This is a genomic window from Streptomyces sp. CA-243310 (assembly GCF_050936775.1).
Lineage (GTDB): Bacteria > Actinomycetota > Actinomycetes > Streptomycetales > Streptomycetaceae > Streptomyces.
This window is the reverse complement of the sequence record NZ_JBNJMF010000002.1, coordinates 1978728-1995506: the sequence shown is the minus strand read 5'-3', so window position 1 is coordinate 1995506 and position 16779 is coordinate 1978728. Positions and strand designations below refer to the sequence as shown.

Here is a 16779-nt window from a genome sequence, read left to right as displayed (position 1 = left end):
GGGTAGTGGCCGCGGGGCCGCGGCGGTCACCCCCGCCGCAGCAGCCGGGACGCGCCCGCCGCCACCGTCGTGGCCAGGATCCACCCGAGCACGACCAGGGCCGCCGCCCCCCACTGCCAACCACCCCGCAGATCCCACTGCCCCTCCTGCCCGAAATCGACGACCGGGAGCAGCAGGTCGAGCGCGTACAGGGCGGCGTTCCAGTGCGGATGCTCGTCCGCCTTGATCGCGGGCGGGTCGAGCCGGGAGAACAGCAGCGAGCCCGCCGCCCACAACACCGCCATCCACAGCGCCGCCCGGCCCGGACGGTACCCGTAGACCACCGTCCAGTCCTGGAGGTACCCCCAGGCCTTCGCCGCGGGCGGCAGGGTGGCCCGGCGCCGGCGCTGCTTCGCCAACAGCACCATCCGGGCGTCCGCGTCCTCGCCGCTCGCCCGCAGGACCGCCGCGAGCCGCTCGTACGGTTCCGGCGAGTAGTCGGGCGTGGCGGCCTCCACCCAGGCCAGCCGACGGGCGAGCGGGAAGTGGCCCCGGGGCGCGAGCAGCTCGTACGAGCAGCCCTCCATCGACAGCCGGCCCGGGCCCGGCCAGCTGGTCGACATGTCGACCAGCTTGACGACCTTGGCCCCGGACAGCACCACCCTGCCCCGCTCCGGCTGCTCGCCGACGAACCGCAGCTCCGGCGTCTGGATCCGCCGCAGCGAGACCTCCTGCTCCGCCGACAGCAGGAACCGGGCCCCGTAGAAGTCGATCGCGTCGCCGAACCGCCCGTCGTCCAGTCGCATCCCGCCCTCGCACTCGAAGGCCCGCGCCCGCCGGCCGCCCAGCGGGGTCTCGCCCGTCCCGTACGGGGGCGTGTGGGTCCCGGAGTCGCCGGGGGAGTGGTCCAGGGCGACCGACGTCAGGTACAGGGTCCGCTCCACGGTGAGCTGCGGGGCGTTCAGCGCGCGCCGCCCCGACGGGTTGCGCAGCCGGGCCCCGCGCAGGCTCATCGACACGCCGACCTTCGCGCCGCGCAGACTGACCTCCCCGTACGCCTCCAGCATCTCGCCCTGGAAGTCCTGCGCCACCGCCATCCCGTCCGCGGCGATGGCCCGACCCTTGCTGTCGCGCTGCACCACCGCCTGGCTGATCAGCAGGTCGGTGCCGATCTGCGCGTCGGTCAGCCGGATGCCCCGTGCCACGCGGCACCGCGGCAGGTGCAGATCGCCCTCGGTGTGCAGCCGGGCCGCCTCCAGCCGCGGTATCGCGCAGTTGACCAGGCGCAACGTGCCGAACCGGGTCTCGGACAGCTGGATCTCGTTGTCGAAGCGGCAGGACTGGAACTCCACGTACGGCTCGACGGTGCCCCCGGACAGGTCGAGCCGCCCGCTGATCCGCACCCCGCGCAGCTTCAACGAGGCGACCCGGCCCGGTACCGGCGGCGGGCCGTGGAGCAGCAGCAGGGCGACCGTCCCGGCCCGGACGGTGCGCTCCGGCCCCCACACCCGGTCGGAATGCGGATCGTCCCGGCCGGCGGCGCGCGCACTGAGATCGCAGACACCGCCCGTCCGGTACGCCTGCCACATCCACAGCTCGGCGGCGGTCGCGTCGGCGGGCTCCCCGCCCCCACGCACCTCGGTCATGGCGGTCCCCCTCCGCTCGTCCGTCACGCCCAGGGGAACGCTAAGGGGCGGCGGTGACGTCCGGGGCGTGTATCAGCCAGTGATACGGGCGAACGGTGCCGGGAGACGGTCTGAGAGAATTGGCAGGTGATCTCTCGTATCGACCTGCGCGGTGCCACCCTCCCCGAGGGTGGCGCCCTGCGCGATCTGCTGCCCCGTGCCGAGTTCGACGTGGAAGCCGCCCTGGACAAGGTGCGGCCCATCTGCGAGGACGTCCATCATCGTGGCACGGCGGCGCTGATCGACTACGCGCGGAAGTTCGACGGGGTCGAGCTCTCGCAGGTCCGGGTGCCCGCGCAGGCCCTGAAGGCCGCCCTGGAGCAGCTGGACCCGGCCGTGCGCGCCGCCCTGGAGGAGTCCATCCGACGCGCCCGGATCGTGCACCGCAACCAGCGCCGCAGCGAGCACACCACCCAGGTGGTACCCGGCGGAACCGTGACCGAGAAGTGGGTTCCGGTCGAGCGCGTGGGCCTGTACGCGCCCGGCGGCCGGTCGGTGTACCCGTCCTCCGTCGTGATGAACGTGGTGCCGGCGCAGGAGGCGGGCGTCGAGTCCATCGCGCTCGCGTCCCCGCCGCAGAAGCCCGCTTTCCCCGGAGACCCGGCCGGCGGTCTGCCGCACCCCACGATCCTCGCCGCCTGCGCGCTGCTCGGTGTGGACGAGGTGTACGCGGCCGGCGGCGCCCAGGCCGTCGCGATGTTCGCGTACGGCACGGACGAGTGCGCCCCGGCGAACATGGTGACCGGCCCCGGCAACATCTGGGTCGCCGCCGCCAAGCGCTACTTCACCGGGAAGATCGGCATCGACACCGAGGCCGGCCCCACCGAGATCGCCGTCCTCGCGGACTCCACGGCCGACCCGGTGCACGTCGCCGCCGACCTGATCAGCCAGGCCGAGCACGACCCGCTGGCCGCCGCCGTCCTCGTCACCGACTCCGTCGAGCTGGCGGACGCCGTGGAACGGGAGCTGGAGCCGCAGGTCGCCGCCACCAAGCACGTCGAGGACCGGATCAGGCCCGCGCTCGCCGGCCGGCAGTCCGCGATCGTGCTGGTGGACAGCCTGGAGGACGGCCTCAAGGTCGTCGACGCGTACGGTGCCGAGCACCTGGAGATCCAGACCGCCGACGCCGCCGCCTGGGCCGCCCGGGTCCGCAACGCCGGCGCGATCTTCGTCGGCCCCTGGGCCCCGGTCTCCCTCGGCGACTACTGCGCGGGCTCGAACCACGTGCTGCCCACCGGCGGCTGCGCCTGCCACTCCTCCGGCCTGTCCGTGCAGTCCTTCCTGCGCGGCATCCACATCGTCGACTACACGCGGGACGCCCTCGCCGAGGTCACCCACCACGTGGTGACGCTGGCCGAGGCCGAGGACCTGCCCGCGCACGGCGCGGCCCTCAAGGCGCGCTTCGGATGGAAGGTCCCGCAGGCATGACCGGCATCGACGACCTCCCCATCCGGGACGAGCTGCGCGGCAAGTCCCCCTACGGCGCCCCGCAGCTCGACGTGCCCGTCCAGCTGAACACCAACGAGAACCCGTACGAACTCCCCGAGGAGCTGGTGCGGCGCATCGCCGAACGCGTGGCCGAAGCCGCCCGCACCCTCAACCGCTACCCCGACCGGGACGCGATCGAGCTGCGGACCGAGCTGGCCGCGTACCTCACCCGTACCGGCAAGCACCCCGTCGCGCGCGAGAACGTCTGGGCCGCCAACGGATCCAACGAGGTCCTCCAACAGCTCCTCCAGGCCTTCGGCGGCCCCGGCCGCACCGCGATGGGCTTCGAGCCCTCGTACTCGATGCACGCGCTGATCGCCCGCGGCACCGGCACCGGGTGGATTTCCGGCCCCCGCCGGGACGACTTCACCATCGACGCGGAGGCCGCCGAGCGCGCCATCGCCGAACACGCGCCGGACGTCGTCTTCATCACCTCGCCCAACAACCCCACGGGCACCGCCGTCGGGGCCGAGACCGTCCTCGCCCTGTACGAGGCCGCCCAAGCCGCGCGGGCCGATCGAGGTTCGGCGTCCCTGGTCGTCGTCGACGAGGCGTACGTGGAGTTCAGCCACCACGACTCGCTCCTGCCGCTGATCGAGGGCCGCCCGTGCCTGGTGGTCTCCCGGACCATGTCCAAGGCCTTCGGCGCCGCCGGGCTGCGCCTGGGCTACCTGGCCGCGCACCCCGCCGTGGTCGACGCCGTGCAGCTCGTACGCCTGCCGTACCACCTGTCGGCCGTCACCCAGGCGACCGCGCTGGCCGCGCTGGAGCACACCGACACCCTCCTCGGCTACGTGGAGCAGCTCAAGGCCGAGCGCGACCGCCTCGTCGAGGAGTTGCGGGCCATCGGCTTCGAGGTCACCGAGTCCGACGCGAACTTCATCCAGTTCGGGAAGTTCGACGACTCGCACACCGCTTGGGAAAAGATCCTCGACCAGGGCGTCCTGGTCCGGGACAACGGCGTGCCGGGATGGCTGCGGGTCACCGCGGGCACCCCGGCCGAGAACGACGCGTTCCTGGAAGCGGTTCGCGCACTGAAGAAGGAGCAGCACGCATGAGCCGCATCGGACGGGTCGAACGGACCACGAAGGAGACCTCGGTCGTCGTCGAGATAAACCTCGACGGCACCGGCAAGGTCGACGTCTCGACGGGCGTGGGCTTCTACGACCACATGCTCGACCAGCTCGGCCGCCACGGCCTCTTCGACCTCACCGTGAAGACCGAGGGCGACCTGCACATCGACAGCCACCACACCATCGAGGACAGCGCCCTCGCGCTCGGCGCCGCCTTCAAGCAGGCCCTCGGCGACAAGGTGGGCATCTACCGCTTCGGCAACTGCACCGTCCCGCTGGACGAGTCGCTCGCCCAGGTGACCGTCGACCTGTCCGGCCGCCCCTACCTCGTGCACACCGAGCCCGAGAACATGGCGCCGATGATCGGTGCCTACGACACGACGATGACCCGGCACATCTTCGAGTCCTTCGTCGCGCAGGCCCAGATCGCCCTGCACGTCCACGTCCCGTACGGGCGCAACGCCCACCACATCGTGGAGTGCCAGTTCAAGGCCCTGGCCCGCGCCCTGCGCTACGCGGCCGAGTTCGACCCGCGCGCCGCCGGGATCCTGCCCTCCACGAAGGGCGCCCTCTAACCGTGACCGGCCTCAACACCATCCTGATCGTCGTCGGCCTCTTCCTCGCCGGCGGCGTCTACTCCTTCCACAAGCAGAAGATGCCGCTGTCGCTGGTCGTCCTGCTCGCCATCGGCTCCGCGATGTGTCTCGCCGCCGGAGTCCTGCGGATCCAAGGAATCTGGGATTGACCTCCTTCCCTCCCCAAGAGGAGGGGGGTCCCACCCTCACGGGTGGGGTTTCCCGTTTCACCACGGACCGCCCCAACCGAGAGGAGCCTGCGCGTCGGTCGGATAGAAGCGGTACTTGTACGCCCGCTTCACCAGAGAAGAAGTTCCCACGCCCCGGACGCCAGGGGCGGTCACGATCCGAACACAAGTACAGGTCACGGCTTCACGCAGCGGCACCGCGCCTGGGCGCGGTCCCGAGCCGTGGACGCGTTCCCCACCTGGCTGCAGCCGGGAGTTTTCACGCAAGGAGGTTTGGGATGAGCGCTGCTGGTCCCGCCAGACCGACCAAGAAGGTCGTCGTCTTCGACTACGGCTTCGGCAACGTCCGCTCCGCCGAACGCGCCCTCGCGCGCGTCGGCGCCGACGTCGAGATCACCCGCGACTACGACAAGGCCATGGACGCCGACGGACTCCTCGTCCCCGGCGTCGGCGCCTTCGCCGCCTGCATGCGGGGCCTCAAGGACGCCCGCGGCGACTGGATCATCGGCCGCCGGCTCTCCGGCGGTCGTCCCGTCATGGGCATCTGCGTGGGCATGCAGATCCTCTTCGAGCGCGGCATCGAACACGGCGTGGAGACCGAGGGCCTCGACGAGTGGCCCGGTACGGTCGGACCGCTCAAGGCCCCCGTCGTCCCGCACATGGGGTGGAACACCGTCGACGCGCCGGCCGACAGCCAGGCCTTCGCCGGCCTGGACGCGGACGCCCGCTTCTACTTCGTCCACTCGTACGCGGCACGCGACTGGAGCCTGGAAGTCACCAACCCGCTGATCCGCGCCCCCAAGGTCACCTGGGCCACCCACGGCGAGCCGTTCGTCGCGGCGGTGGAGAACGGGGCCCTGTGGGCCACCCAGTTCCACCCCGAGAAGTCCGGAGACGCCGGGGCCCGGCTCCTCACCAACTGGATCGAGACCCTCTGATGCCGAAGACCCTTGAACTCCTCCCCGCGGTCGACGTCCGCGACGGACAGGCCGTCCGCCTCGTCCACGGGGTGTCCGGCAGCGAGACCTCCTACGGCTCCCCGCTGGAGGCGGCCCTCGCCTGGCAGGCCTCCGGCGCCGAATGGCTCCACCTGGTCGACCTCGACGCCGCCTTCGGCACCGGTGACAACCGTGCCCTGGTCGCCGAGATCACCGGCGCCATGGACATCAAGGTCGAACTCTCCGGCGGCATCCGCGACGACGCCTCGCTCGCCGCGGCCCTCGCCACCGGCTGCACCCGCGTCAACCTGGGCACCGCCGCCCTGGAGACCCCCGAGTGGGCCGCCAAGGCCATCGCCGAGCACGGCGACAGGATCGCGGTCGGCCTCGACGTGCGCGGCACCACCCTCAAAGGCCGCGGCTGGACCAGCGAGGGCGGCGACCTCTACGAGACCCTCGCCCGCCTGGACTCCGAGGGCTGCGCCCGCTACGTCGTCACCGACATCGGCAAGGACGGCACGCTGACGGGCCCCAACCTGGAGCTGCTGAAGAACGTCTGCGCCGCCACCGACCGGCCCGTCGTGGCCTCCGGCGGCATCTCCTCGCTGGACGACCTGCGGGCCCTGTCCGCGCTCGTCCCGCAGGGCGTCGAGGGCGCCATCGTCGGCAAGGCCCTGTACGCCAAGGCCTTCACCCTGGAAGAAGCCCTGAAGGTGGTCTCCGCATGAGCTCTGACGACCAGGTGCGACGCATCTCCTCCGGCGGCGCCTACGAGGACGTCATCGGCTACTCCCGCGCCGTACAGCTGCCCAACGGCCTGGTCCTCGTCTCCGGCTGCACCGCCGCCGAGGGGGGCGGCCCGTACGACCAGGCCATCACCGCCTTCGGCGTGGCCTTCAAGGCCCTGGAGCAGGCCGGGCTCGGCCCCGAGCACGTGGTGCGCACCCGCATGTACCTCACGCACGCCCGTGACGTGGAGGACGTCGGCCGCGCCCACAAGGAGCTGTTCGACGCGGTGCGGCCCGCCGCATCCATGATCATCGTCTCCGGTTTCGTCGACCCCTCCATGGTCGTCGAGGTGGAGGTCGAAGCCTTCGGTCCCTCAGGAGCCACCGCATGACCCTCGCCGTACGGGTGATCCCCTGCCTGGACGTGGACAACGGCCGCGTGGTCAAGGGAGTGAACTTCCAGAACCTGCGCGACGCCGGCGACCCCGTGGAGATGGCCAAGCTGTACGACGCCGAGGGCGCCGACGAGCTGACGTTCCTCGACATCACCGCCTCCTCCGGGAACCGGGAGACCACCTACGACGTGGTGCGCCGCACCGCCGAACAGGTCTTCATCCCGCTGACCGTCGGTGGTGGCGTGCGCACCGCCGACGACGTCGACAAGCTGCTGCGGGCGGGCGCCGACAAGGTGGGCGTCAACACCGCCGCCATCGCCCGCCCCGAGCTGATCCGGGAGATCGCCGAGCGCTTCGGACGACAGGTGCTCGTGCTGTCCGTGGACGCCCGCCGCACCGCCTCCGGCTCCTTCGAGGTCACCACCCACGGCGGCCGGCGGAGCGCCGGCATCGACGCCGTCGAATGGGCCCACCGGGCGGCCGAACTGGGCGCCGGGGAAATCCTGTTGAACTCCATGGACGCGGACGGTACGAAGGACGGCTACGACACGGAGATGATCGCGGCCGTGCGCAGGCACGTCACGGTCCCGGTGATCGCCTCGGGCGGCGCCGGCAGGCTGGAGCACTTCCCGCCGGCCATCGAGGCCGGCGCGGACGCGGTACTCGCCGCGTCGGTGTTCCACTTCGGCGACCTGCGCATCGGCCAGGTCAAGGACGCGCTGCGGGGGGCCGGCCACCCGGTGCGCTGACGCCTCGGGGGGCTGCGTTGAACCGGAACACATGGCGTTGGCTGGCCGCCTACGCCGCCTCGCTGATCGGCGACGCGATCTACTTCCTCGCCCTCGGCTGGACGGCCGCGCACGTGGCCGGCCCGGCCGAGGTCGGGCTGGTCATGGCGGCCGGCGCCGTCCCGAGGGCCCTGCTCATGCTGGGCGGCGGGGTGGTCGCCGACCGCTTCGGACCCCGGCTCGTGGTCGTCTCCTCCGACGCCGTGCGCTGCGCGGTCATCCTCGCGCTCGCCCTGATCGTCGCGCTCGCCTCACCGGGGCTGTGGGTCCTGGTGACGGTGGCCCTCGTCTTCGGGGCCGTCGACGCGCTGTTCATGCCGGCGGTCGGCGCGCTGCCGCCCCGCATCGCCGGCCCCGGACAGCTGGTGCGGGTCCAGGGGCTGCGCAGCCTCGCCGAACGCGTCGGGCACACCGCGGGGCCGCCGGTGGCGGGCCTCGCGATCGGCCTGGGCGGCGTGGGGGCCGCCTTCGGCGTGGCCGCCGCACTGTTCGGGCTCTCCCTGGTGCTGCTGCTGGCCGTACGGATCGCCCCCGCGGTGCGTGACTCGGAGGACCCCGCGGCGGGGCAGACCCCCTGGCGGCAGTTGCTGTCCGGGCTCGCCTACATCCGGCGGCACCCGGTGATCGGCCCGCTGACGGTGTCCGGCGCCCTGAGCCAGCTCGGCACCTCCGCCCCGCTCACCCTGGGGCTGATCCTGCTGGCCGAGGAGCGGGACTGGGGCGCCGGCGGGGTCGGCTGGATCATCGGCGCCTTCGGGGCCGGCGCCGCGTCCAGCGCCCTGGTCCTGACGCTGGTGCCGCGGTTCCCCCGCGCCGGCGCGGTGCAGAACCTCACCCTGATCGTCGGCTCGGCCGGCATCGGCAGCCTCGGCCTGGCCCCCGGCCTGCCGACCGCGGTCGCCGTCTCGCTGGTGACCGGCCTGGTCTGCGGCATCTGCGGAGGCCTGGCCGTCGCCCTGATCCAGACCTCCACCGACCCCGCGTACCTGGGCCGGGTCAGCTCGGTCATGGCCTTCACGGCCGTGGGCCTGGCTCCGCTGTCCTATCCCGTCTTCGGCCTGGCGGTGGACCTGTGGGGCATCACCCCGGTGTTCCTGGCCGGCGGCCTGCTGAGCATGGCGGGAGCGGTGGTCGGCACCTCGGCCCGCGAGGTCCGCAGGGCGGAACTCGCCTTCGCCTGACCGCCGGCCGGCCCTCTGCCGCCCGTCGGCCCCGCACACCCCCGCTACAGGCCCAACTGCGCCGTCGTCAGCTTCGCGACGGCCTCCGCCGGACCGTCCAGCTCCACCGCCGCCGAGGACTGGCGGCCGAAGCAGAACAGCGTGAGTTCGCCCGGCTCGCCCGTGACCGTCACCACCGGGGTGCCCTTGTGCGCCACCGTCGTCTGGCCGTTCGGGCGGCGCAGGACCAGCCCCACCGGGGAGCGGCGGCCCGTCAGCCGGGCCAGCTTCTCCAGGCGGGACCAGAGGGAGTCCGAGAACACGGGGTCCAGCGCCCGAGGCGACCAGTCGGGCTGGGCCCGCCGGACGTCCTCCGCGTGGACGTAGAACTCCACCGCGTTGGCCGCCTCGTCGATCTGCTTCAAGGAGTAGAGGGACATCTTCGGCGGGCCGGTACGGATCAGCCGGATCAGTTCCTCGTACGGCTTGGCCGCGTACTCCTCCATCACCTTGTCGAGCCGGGTCTTCAGCACGTCCAGCAGGAGACCGCCCGCCGCGTCCGGGCGGCGTTCGCGGACGACCACGTGCGCCGCGAGTTCCCGGGCGCGCCAGCCGTCGCACAGCGTCGGCGCCTCCGGCCCCGCCGACTCCAACAGGTCGGCCAAGAGCAGTCGTTCACGCTTCGCATGGGTAGACATGCGGGCTAGCCTACGGCCGGAACCCGCCGCGCGCCCGCCCATCAGGTGGACGGCGCTCCGTGATCGTCGCCTCCGCCCGGCACAATGGCCTCATGAGTACGACCTCCCTCGACCCCGCCATCGCAGCCCGCCTCAAGCGCTCCGCGGACGGTCTGGTTCCGGCCATCGCCCAGCAGTACGACACCGGTGAGGTGCTCATGCTCGGCTGGATGGACGACGAGGCCCTGCACCGGACCCTGACCACCGGGCGCTGCACGTACTGGTCCCGCAGTCGCGGGGAGTACTGGGTCAAGGGAGACACCTCCGGTCACTTCCAGCACGTGAAGTCCGTCGCCCTCGACTGCGACGCCGACACCCTGCTCGTGAAGGTCGACCAGGTCGGGGCCGCCTGCCACACCGGCGCCCGTACGTGCTTCGACGCCGATGTCCTCCTCAGCGAAGCCGAATAGGTAGGGTTCCACGCCATGGATCTTGAGACGTTCCGCAAGCTCGCGGTCGACCGCCGCGTCATCCCCGTCAGCCGCAAACTGCTGGCCGACGGCGACACGCCCGTCGGGCTCTACCGCAAGCTGGCCGCGGAACGCCCCGGAACCTTCCTCCTGGAGTCCGCCGAGAACGGCCGCTCCTGGTCCCGCTACTCCTTCGTCGGCGTCCACAGCGACTCCACCCTGACCGTCCGCGACGGCCGGGCCCACTGGATCGGCACCCCGCCCGTCGGCGTTCCCACGGACGGCGACCCGCTGGAGGCCCTGCGCGCCACCGTCGAGGCCCTGCACACCCCCCGCGACATCGCCGGCGGGATGCCGCCCTTCACCGGCGGCATGGTCGGCTACCTCGGCTACGACATCGTCCGCCGCCTGGAGCGCATCGGCGAGCACACCGCCGACGACCTGGAACTCCCCGAGCTGACCATGCTGCTCACCTCCGACCTGGCCGTCATGGACCACTGGGACGGCACGGTCCAGCTCATCGCCAACGCCATCAACCACAACGACCTCGACACGGGCGTGGACGAGGCGTACGCGCACGCGGTCGCCCGCCTCGACGCCATGGAAGCCGACCTCGCGCGGCCCGCCCCGTACGTCCCCACCCCGCTGCCCGCCTCCGAGCTGCCGGAGTTCTCCGCCCTGTGGGGCGGAGAGAAGTACCAGGCGGCCGTGGAGGACGTGAAGGAGCGCATCCGGGCCGGCGAGGCCTTCCAGGTGGTGCCCTCGCAGCGGTTCGAGACGCCCTGCGAGGCCTCCGCGCTCGACGTCTACCGGGTGCTGCGGGCCACCAACCCCTCCCCGTACATGTACCTCTTCCGCTTCGAGAACGGCTTCGACGTGGTCGGGTCGAGCCCCGAGGCGCTGGTCAAGGTCGAGGACGGCCGGGCCATGGTCCACCCCATCGCCGGCACCCGGCACCGCGGGGCCACCCCGCAGCAGGACAACGACCTCGCCGAAGAGCTGATGGCGGACCCCAAGGAGCGCGCCGAGCACCTGATGCTCGTCGACCTGGGCCGCAACGACCTGGGCCGGGTCTGCGCCCCGGGCTCGGTGGAGGTCGTCGACTTCATGTCGATCGAGCGCTACTCCCACGTGATGCACATCGTCTCCACCGTCACCGGCCGACTCGCCGAGGGCAAGACCGCCTTCGACGTGCTCACCGCCTGCTTCCCCGCCGGCACCCTCTCGGGCGCGCCCAAGCCGCGCGCCATGCAGATCATCGAGGAGCTGGAACCCTCCCGCCGCGGGCTGTACGGCGGCTGCGTCGGCTACCTCGACTTCGCCGGGGACTCCGACACGGCCATCGCCATCCGCACGGCGCTGCTGCGCGACGGGACGGCGTACGTCCAGGCCGGCGCGGGGGTCGTGGCGGATTCGGTGCCCGAGCTGGAGGACCTCGAATGCCGCAACAAGGCCGCCGCGGTGCTCCGCGCGGTGGGAGCGGCGAACCGCCTCCACCGCGGCTGAGGGCGTAGGGGATAGTGGGGTGCGTGAGTGCCGTACCCCCGCCCCGAAACGATGCCGCCGCCCCCGGGACCCAAGAGGCCCCGCCGAGGCCCGAGCGCGGCGCCGGCCGCCGCAGCGTGGCCGTCGCCCTGCTGTTCGGCGCGCTCGGCGCCACCGTCGTGCTGCTCGCCTCCGGCCGCGTCTGGGCCCAGGGCCGGGCGTCCGTCGGCGGCGGTTCGCTGCCGCTGAGCGCCGACGGGCGGGCCGTCACCGGCCTGCCCGCCGCCCTGGCGATCGTCGCCCTCGCCGCCCTGGTCGCCGTCTTCGCCGTCCGCGGCAGGAGCCGGCGGCTGGTGTCCGGACTGCTCGCGCTGAGCGGCCTGGGCGCCGCCCTGGCGGCCGTGTTCGCCGCCGACGACCACCGGGCCCTGGACGAACAGGCCGCCAAGACCACCGCGGACACCGCGGCCCAGGTGGTCGGGCTCACCCATACGGCGTGGCCGTACGTCACCGCCGTCGGCGGGGCCCTGATCCTGCTGGCCGGCCTGCTCGCCCTGCGCTTCGGCCGGAGTTGGCCCGCGATGGGAGGCCGTTACGAACGCGACGGCAGCCCCCGCACCCGCACGCCCGCGCCCGTGGACCCGGACCGGCCCGAGGACCTGTGGAAGGCTCTGGACCGAGGCGAGGATCCCACCCGCTGACGGGACCCCCGTGAGCGAGCGCCGCGCCCGGTGCGGGACAATGGGCACCGAGCGTTCGACACAGCACGTGACGTGCGACAGAGCAACGAGGAGCAACTCATGGCGGGCACGAGCCACGGACACACCCCGGCCGCCTGGACCGGTGTCATCATCGCCTTCATCGGTTTCTGCGTCTCCGGCGCCTTCATGGTGCTCGCGAACCCGCTCGGGTTCTACGCCGGCCTGGTCGTCGTCGTCCTCGGCGGTGTCGTCGGGATGGCGATGAAGGCCGCCGGCATGGGCGCTCCGAAGGCCGCCCACAAGGACCTCGCCGAGGTCATCGCCGCGTCCAAGGTCCCCGCGGGCGTCTGAGGCGCGAGGACCGGAAGCGGAAGGCGCGGCCCTGTCGGGCTGCGCCTTTTGTCATGACCGGAGAGAATCGGCGCGTGGACGCCTCCCGCACCCCTCCCGCCCCGCGGCCCGCCCCCGGGCCCGCGGTGCCCCCGTACGTGCCGCCCGCCCCGGCGCGGGCCTCCCGGGCCCGGACGATGGCCGTTCCCGTCCTCACCCTGGCCGGGGTGGTGGCCGCCTTCGCGTACGTGGGCGCGGTCGACCCCAACGAACCCGGGCACTACCCGGTCTGCCCGCTGTTCCGGCTGACGGGCATCCTGTGCCCGGGCTGCGGCGGGCTGCGCAGCGCCCACGCCTTCGCGCGGGGCGACCTGCTCACCGCCCTCGGCGCGAACGCGGCGGCGGTCGCCGGCTACGTCCTCTTCGCGGCGTTCATCGCCGTCTGGCTGGTGCGGGCCTGGCGCGGCGCCCCCGCCCCGCGGATCGATCCGAAACCCGGGTACTGGTGGCTTTTCGGGTCTCTGATGCTGATTTTCGCGATTGTCCGCAATCTTCCCTTCGGGGCGGCCCTGGCCCCCTGAGGCCCGTGCGACAGCCGGAGGAAGCCCGCATTCCGACTGTCCAGTCCCTGGGAAACGGCGATGTCCGTGCGGAGGCCGCGGCGACCTGCGGATACCATTTGAGTGCCGACCTTGCAGTGATACGTGTCTGCGAGGCGGCCGACCGTCATCGACCCGGAAGGGGGCCGCTCGCGTGAGTGTGCTCGACGAGATCATCGAAGGGGTCCGCGAAGACCTTGCCGAACGGCAGGCCCGCGTGAGCCTCGACGAGCTCAAGGAGCGTGCCGCCAAGGCGCCCCAGGCCAAGGACGGTGTCGCCGCCCTGCGCGGCGACAGCGTCAAGGTGATCTGCGAGGTCAAGCGCTCCAGCCCGTCCAAGGGCGCGCTGGCCGCCATCGCCGATCCGGCCGCGCTCGCCGCCGACTACGAGGCGGGCGGTGCGGCGGTCATCTCCGTCCTCACCGAACAGCGCCGTTTCGGCGGCTCGCTGGCCGACCTGGAGGCCGTCCGCGCCAAGGTGGACATCCCGATCCTGCGCAAGGACTTCATCGTCACGGCGTACCAGCTCTGGGAGGCCCGCGCCTACGGCGCCGACCTCGTCCTGCTGATCGTCGCGGCCCTGGAACAGGAGGCCCTGGTCTCCCTCATCGAGCGTGCCCAGACCATCGGTCTGACCCCGCTCGTCGAGGTCCACGACGAGGAGGAGGTCGAGCGCGCCGTCGCCGCCGGAGCCAAGATCATCGGTGTCAACGCGCGCAACCTCAAGGACCTCAAGGTCGACCGCTCCACCTTCGAGCGCGTCGTCCAGGAGATCCCCGACCACATCGTGAAGATCGCCGAGTCCGGCATCCGCGGACCCCACGACCTGATCGCCTACGCCAACGAGGGCGCCGACGCGGTCCTCGTCGGGGAGTCCCTGGTCACCGGACGCGACCCGAAGGCGGCCGTGGCCGACCTCGTCGCCGCCGGCGCCCACCCCGCCCTGCGCCACGGGCGGAGCTGACCCTCCCGTGCCGCCCATCCGCTCCTTCGTCCGCACCCGACCGGGCCCCGGCCCGGCCGGCGTGCCGACGACGCACGCGCCGCTGGCGCGCGGCTGCCGCCCCCGCGGCTGCCGCGCCCCGGCCCGGCGCGTGCACGGGCGACGGGTGCGCTACGTGATCGGTTCCGAGCCGGGCCAGGTCAACGGGATGCGATGGCGCGGCGCCTCGGCGCCGTAACGAAGACCACGCCCGTCCGGTACCCCGCGTACCCGCCGGGTGGTCCCGTACGGCCCGCCGTCCCGAGCCGCCGGCTCCGGGCGCGGGTCGCTCCGTCCGTACCCTCCACATCCCCCAGCGGGGTGCGCGAGGTACGGGCAGGCGGCGCAATACGGTGAAGTCCTCCCGTCGCACCCCGTAGGAGTAGTGACCATGTCCACCAGCTCGTTCTTCATCCCAGACCCCGAGGGTCACGTCCCCAACGCCGAGGGCTACTTCGGCGACTTCGGCGGCAAGTTCATCCCGGAGGCCCTCGTCGCCGCCGTGGACGAGGTCGCCGTCGAGTACGAGAAGGCCAAGGGCGACCCGGCCTTCGCGGCCGAGCTCGACGAACTCATGGTCAACTACACCGGTCGGCCCAGCTCCCTCACCGAGGTGTCCCGGTTCGCCGAGCACGCGGGCGGCGCGCGGATCTTCCTCAAGCGCGAGGACCTCAACCACACCGGCTCGCACAAGATCAACAACGTGCTGGGTCAGGCGCTCCTCACCAAGCGCATGGGCAAGACCCGCGTCATCGCCGAGACCGGAGCCGGCCAGCACGGCGTGGCCACCGCCACCGCCTGCGCCCTCTTCGGCCTCGACTGCACCATCTACATGGGTGAGATCGACACCCAGCGCCAGGCCCTCAACGTGGCCCGGATGCGCATGCTGGGCGCCGAGGTCATCGCGGTGAAGTCCGGCTCCCGGACCCTCAAGGACGCCATCAACGAGGCCTTCCGCGACTGGGTCGCCAACGTCGACCGCACCCACTACCTCTTCGGCACGGTCGCCGGCCCCCACCCCTTCCCCGCGATGGTCCGCGACTTCCACCGGGTCATCGGCGTCGAGGCCCGCCGCCAGATCCTGGAGCGCGTCGGACGGCTGCCCGACGCCGTCGCGGCCTGCGTCGGCGGCGGCTCCAACGCCATCGGGCTGTTCCACGCCTTCATCCCCGACGCCGGCGTCCGCCTGGTCGGCTTCGAGCCCGCCGGACACGGCGTCGAGACCGGTGAGCACGCCGCCACGCTCACCGCGGGCGAGCCCGGCATCCTGCACGGCTCCCGCTCCTACGTCCTCCAGGACGAGGAGGGCCAGATCACCGAGCCGTACTCGATCTCGGCGGGCCTGGACTACCCCGGCATCGGCCCGGAGCACTCCTACCTCAAGGACACCGGCCGCGGCGAGTACCGGGCGGTCACCGACGACGCCGCGATGCAGGCCCTTCGGCTGCTCTCCCGCACGGAGGGCATCATCCCGGCGATCGAGTCCGCGCACGCCCTCGCGGGCGCCCTCGACCTGGGCCGGGAACTGGGCCCGGACGGCCTGATCGTCGTCAACCTGTCCGGTCGCGGCGACAAGGACATGGACACCGCCGCGCGGTACTTCGACCTGTACGACACCGACGGCGAAGTCGCCGAGAACGAGTTCTCCCAGGGGGACGACAAGTGAGCGCCACGCACGGCACCGGCAACATCGAACTGCTGACCGCCACCCTCGCGAAGGCGAAGTCCGAGGACCGCGCCGCCCTCGTCGCCTACCTCCCGGCCGGCTTCCCGACCGTCGACGGCGGCATCGAGGCGGTCAAGGCCGTCATCGCGGGCGGCGCGGACGTCGTCGAGATCGGCCTGCCGCACAGCGACCCGGTCCTGGACGGCCCGGTCATCCAGACCGCCGACGACATCGCCCTGCGCGGCGGAGTCAAGATCGCCGACGTGATGCGGACCGTGCGCGAGGCCCACGAGGCCACCGGGGTCCCGATCCTGGTGATGACGTACTGGAACCCCATCGACCGCTACGGCGTCGAGCGGTTCACCTCCGAACTCGCCGCGGCGGGCGGCGCGGGCTGCATCCTGCCCGACCTGCCGGTCCAGGAGTCCGCGCTGTGGCGCGAGCACGCGGCCAAGCACGGTCTGGCGACCGTCTTCGTCGTGGCACCCAGCAGCCGGGACGCCCGCCTGGCCACCATCACCGAGGCCGGCACGGGCTTCGTCTACGCGGCCTCCCTGATGGGCGTCACCGGCACCCGCGAGTCCGTCGGCAACGAGGCGCAGGCCCTCGTCGAGCGGACCCGCGCCACTCCCGGCGCCCGGCGCGGCCTCCCGGTCTGCGTGGGCCTGGGCGTCTCCAACGCCGCCCAGGCGAAGGAGGTCGCCGCCTTCGCCGACGGGGTGATCGTCGGCTCGGCCTTCGTGAAGGTGCTGCTGGACGCGCCGGACCCGCACAGCGGGCTCGCCGGGGTGCGGGCGCTGGCGGCCGAGCTTGCGGAAGGCGTACGCAGGTCCTGACGTCGGACGGGCCCCGAGCGGGGTTCTGTAGCCCGA

Annotated in this window: 21 protein-coding genes; 18 read left to right on the top strand and 3 right to left on the bottom strand. The window is 72.6% G+C overall.

Annotation, left to right across the window (positions count from 1 at the left end; all coding sequences use genetic code 11):
• Positions 1-26 precede the first annotated feature (26 nt).
• Positions 27-1625: an oxidoreductase gene (locus ACQEVM_RS26625; protein ID WP_433083101.1), complete on the bottom strand. Its 1599-nt coding sequence runs from the start codon at positions 1623-1625 to the stop codon at positions 27-29.
• A gap of 126 nt (positions 1626-1751) precedes the next feature.
• Here ACQEVM_RS26625 and hisD point away from each other — a divergent pair, with 126 nt between their 5' ends.
• The 4 genes from hisD to ACQEVM_RS26605 are packed head-to-tail and all read left to right on the top strand — an operon-like array spanning position 1752 to position 4970.
• Positions 1752-3092: a histidinol dehydrogenase gene (gene hisD / locus ACQEVM_RS26620; protein WP_433083099.1), complete on the top strand. Its 1341-nt coding sequence runs from the start codon at positions 1752-1754 to the stop codon at positions 3090-3092.
• A complete protein-coding gene (locus tag ACQEVM_RS26615) occupies positions 3089-4210 on the top strand; it encodes a histidinol-phosphate transaminase (protein WP_053682212.1) in 1122 nt (373 codons plus the stop codon). Before hisD ends, ACQEVM_RS26615 begins: the two co-directional genes overlap by 4 nt.
• Complete coding sequence (gene hisB, locus ACQEVM_RS26610; protein WP_351760327.1) at positions 4207-4800, top strand: imidazoleglycerol-phosphate dehydratase HisB; 594 nt, start codon at positions 4207-4209, stop codon at positions 4798-4800. Before ACQEVM_RS26615 ends, hisB begins: the two co-directional genes overlap by 4 nt.
• A gap of 2 nt (positions 4801-4802) precedes the next feature.
• Positions 4803-4970, top strand: a complete 168-nt coding sequence (locus ACQEVM_RS26605) for a hypothetical protein (protein WP_053682210.1) — start codon at positions 4803-4805, stop codon at positions 4968-4970.
• A 57-nt stretch (positions 4971-5027) separates the two neighbouring features.
• Here ACQEVM_RS26605 and ACQEVM_RS26600 read toward each other — a convergent pair whose 3' ends face one another.
• The gene (locus ACQEVM_RS26600; RefSeq protein WP_433085381.1) at positions 5028-5102 is read right to left on the bottom strand and encodes a helix-turn-helix domain-containing protein; all 75 of its coding nucleotides are present in this window, start codon (positions 5100-5102) and stop codon (positions 5028-5030) included.
• A gap of 164 nt (positions 5103-5266) precedes the next feature.
• Here ACQEVM_RS26600 and hisH point away from each other — a divergent pair, with 164 nt between their 5' ends.
• From hisH to ACQEVM_RS26575, 5 genes are read left to right on the top strand one after another with little or no spacing between them, the layout of a single operon-like run.
• Positions 5267-5926, top strand: coding sequence for an imidazole glycerol phosphate synthase subunit HisH (gene hisH, locus ACQEVM_RS26595; protein ID WP_053682208.1), 660 nt, complete (start codon positions 5267-5269; stop codon positions 5924-5926).
• Complete coding sequence (gene priA, locus ACQEVM_RS26590; RefSeq protein WP_053682207.1) at positions 5926-6654, top strand: bifunctional 1-(5-phosphoribosyl)-5-((5-phosphoribosylamino)methylideneamino)imidazole-4-carboxamide isomerase/phosphoribosylanthranilate isomerase PriA; 729 nt, start codon at positions 5926-5928, stop codon at positions 6652-6654. The genes hisH and priA overlap by 1 nt, the downstream gene beginning before the upstream one ends.
• The gene (locus ACQEVM_RS26585) at positions 6651-7046 is read left to right on the top strand and encodes a RidA family protein (protein WP_433083095.1); all 396 of its coding nucleotides are present in this window, start codon (positions 6651-6653) and stop codon (positions 7044-7046) included. Before priA ends, ACQEVM_RS26585 begins: the two co-directional genes overlap by 4 nt.
• Positions 7043-7798 carry an imidazole glycerol phosphate synthase subunit HisF gene (gene hisF, locus ACQEVM_RS26580; protein ID WP_053682205.1) on the top strand — a complete coding sequence of 252 codons (756 nt, stop codon included), beginning with the start codon at positions 7043-7045 and terminating at the stop codon, positions 7796-7798. Before ACQEVM_RS26585 ends, hisF begins: the two co-directional genes overlap by 4 nt.
• 17 nt (positions 7799-7815) lie before the next feature.
• Complete coding sequence (locus tag ACQEVM_RS26575; protein ID WP_433083093.1) at positions 7816-9018, top strand: MFS transporter; 1203 nt, start codon at positions 7816-7818, stop codon at positions 9016-9018.
• 44 nt (positions 9019-9062) lie between these two features.
• On the opposite strand, the gene ACQEVM_RS26570 is transcribed toward ACQEVM_RS26575, so the two are convergent.
• Entirely contained in the window at positions 9063-9695 is a 633-nt protein-coding gene (locus ACQEVM_RS26570; RefSeq protein ID WP_433083091.1) for a TIGR03085 family metal-binding protein, read from the bottom strand.
• Positions 9696-9787: 92 nt separating this feature from the next.
• On the opposite strand from ACQEVM_RS26570, the gene hisI reads away from it, so the two are divergent.
• The 9 genes from hisI (at position 9788) to trpA (ending at position 16743) form a co-directional block, all read left to right on the top strand.
• Positions 9788-10144: a phosphoribosyl-AMP cyclohydrolase gene (hisI, locus tag ACQEVM_RS26565; protein ID WP_433083088.1), complete on the top strand. Its 357-nt coding sequence runs from the start codon at positions 9788-9790 to the stop codon at positions 10142-10144.
• Between the two features lie 15 nt (positions 10145-10159).
• Positions 10160-11650 (top strand): anthranilate synthase component I, encoded by a 1491-nt coding sequence (locus ACQEVM_RS26560; protein WP_433083086.1) that lies wholly within the window; start codon positions 10160-10162, stop codon positions 11648-11650.
• Positions 11651-11664: 14 nt separating this feature from the next.
• Positions 11665-12330 (top strand): TIGR02234 family membrane protein, encoded by a 666-nt coding sequence (locus ACQEVM_RS26555; RefSeq protein ID WP_433083084.1) that lies wholly within the window; start codon positions 11665-11667, stop codon positions 12328-12330.
• Positions 12331-12429: 99 nt separating this feature from the next.
• Entirely contained in the window at positions 12430-12681 is a 252-nt protein-coding gene (locus ACQEVM_RS26550) for an HGxxPAAW family protein (RefSeq protein WP_267800883.1), read from the top strand.
• A 53-nt stretch (positions 12682-12734) separates the two neighbouring features.
• Complete coding sequence (locus ACQEVM_RS26545; RefSeq protein WP_433083081.1) at positions 12735-13241, top strand: DUF2752 domain-containing protein; 507 nt, start codon at positions 12735-12737, stop codon at positions 13239-13241.
• Between the two features lie 172 nt (positions 13242-13413).
• A complete protein-coding gene (trpC, locus tag ACQEVM_RS26540; protein ID WP_433083079.1) occupies positions 13414-14223 on the top strand; it encodes an indole-3-glycerol phosphate synthase TrpC in 810 nt (269 codons plus the stop codon).
• 7 nt (positions 14224-14230) lie between these two features.
• The gene (trpM, locus tag ACQEVM_RS26535) at positions 14231-14440 is read left to right on the top strand and encodes a tryptophan biosynthesis modulator TrpM (RefSeq protein ID WP_433083077.1); all 210 of its coding nucleotides are present in this window, start codon (positions 14231-14233) and stop codon (positions 14438-14440) included.
• Positions 14441-14632: 192 nt separating this feature from the next.
• Positions 14633-15907 (top strand): tryptophan synthase subunit beta, encoded by a 1275-nt coding sequence (trpB, locus tag ACQEVM_RS26530; protein WP_433083075.1) that lies wholly within the window; start codon positions 14633-14635, stop codon positions 15905-15907.
• Complete coding sequence (gene trpA, locus ACQEVM_RS26525) at positions 15904-16743, top strand: tryptophan synthase subunit alpha (protein ID WP_433083073.1); 840 nt, start codon at positions 15904-15906, stop codon at positions 16741-16743. Before trpB ends, trpA begins: the two co-directional genes overlap by 4 nt.
• Positions 16744-16779 lie beyond the last annotated feature (36 nt).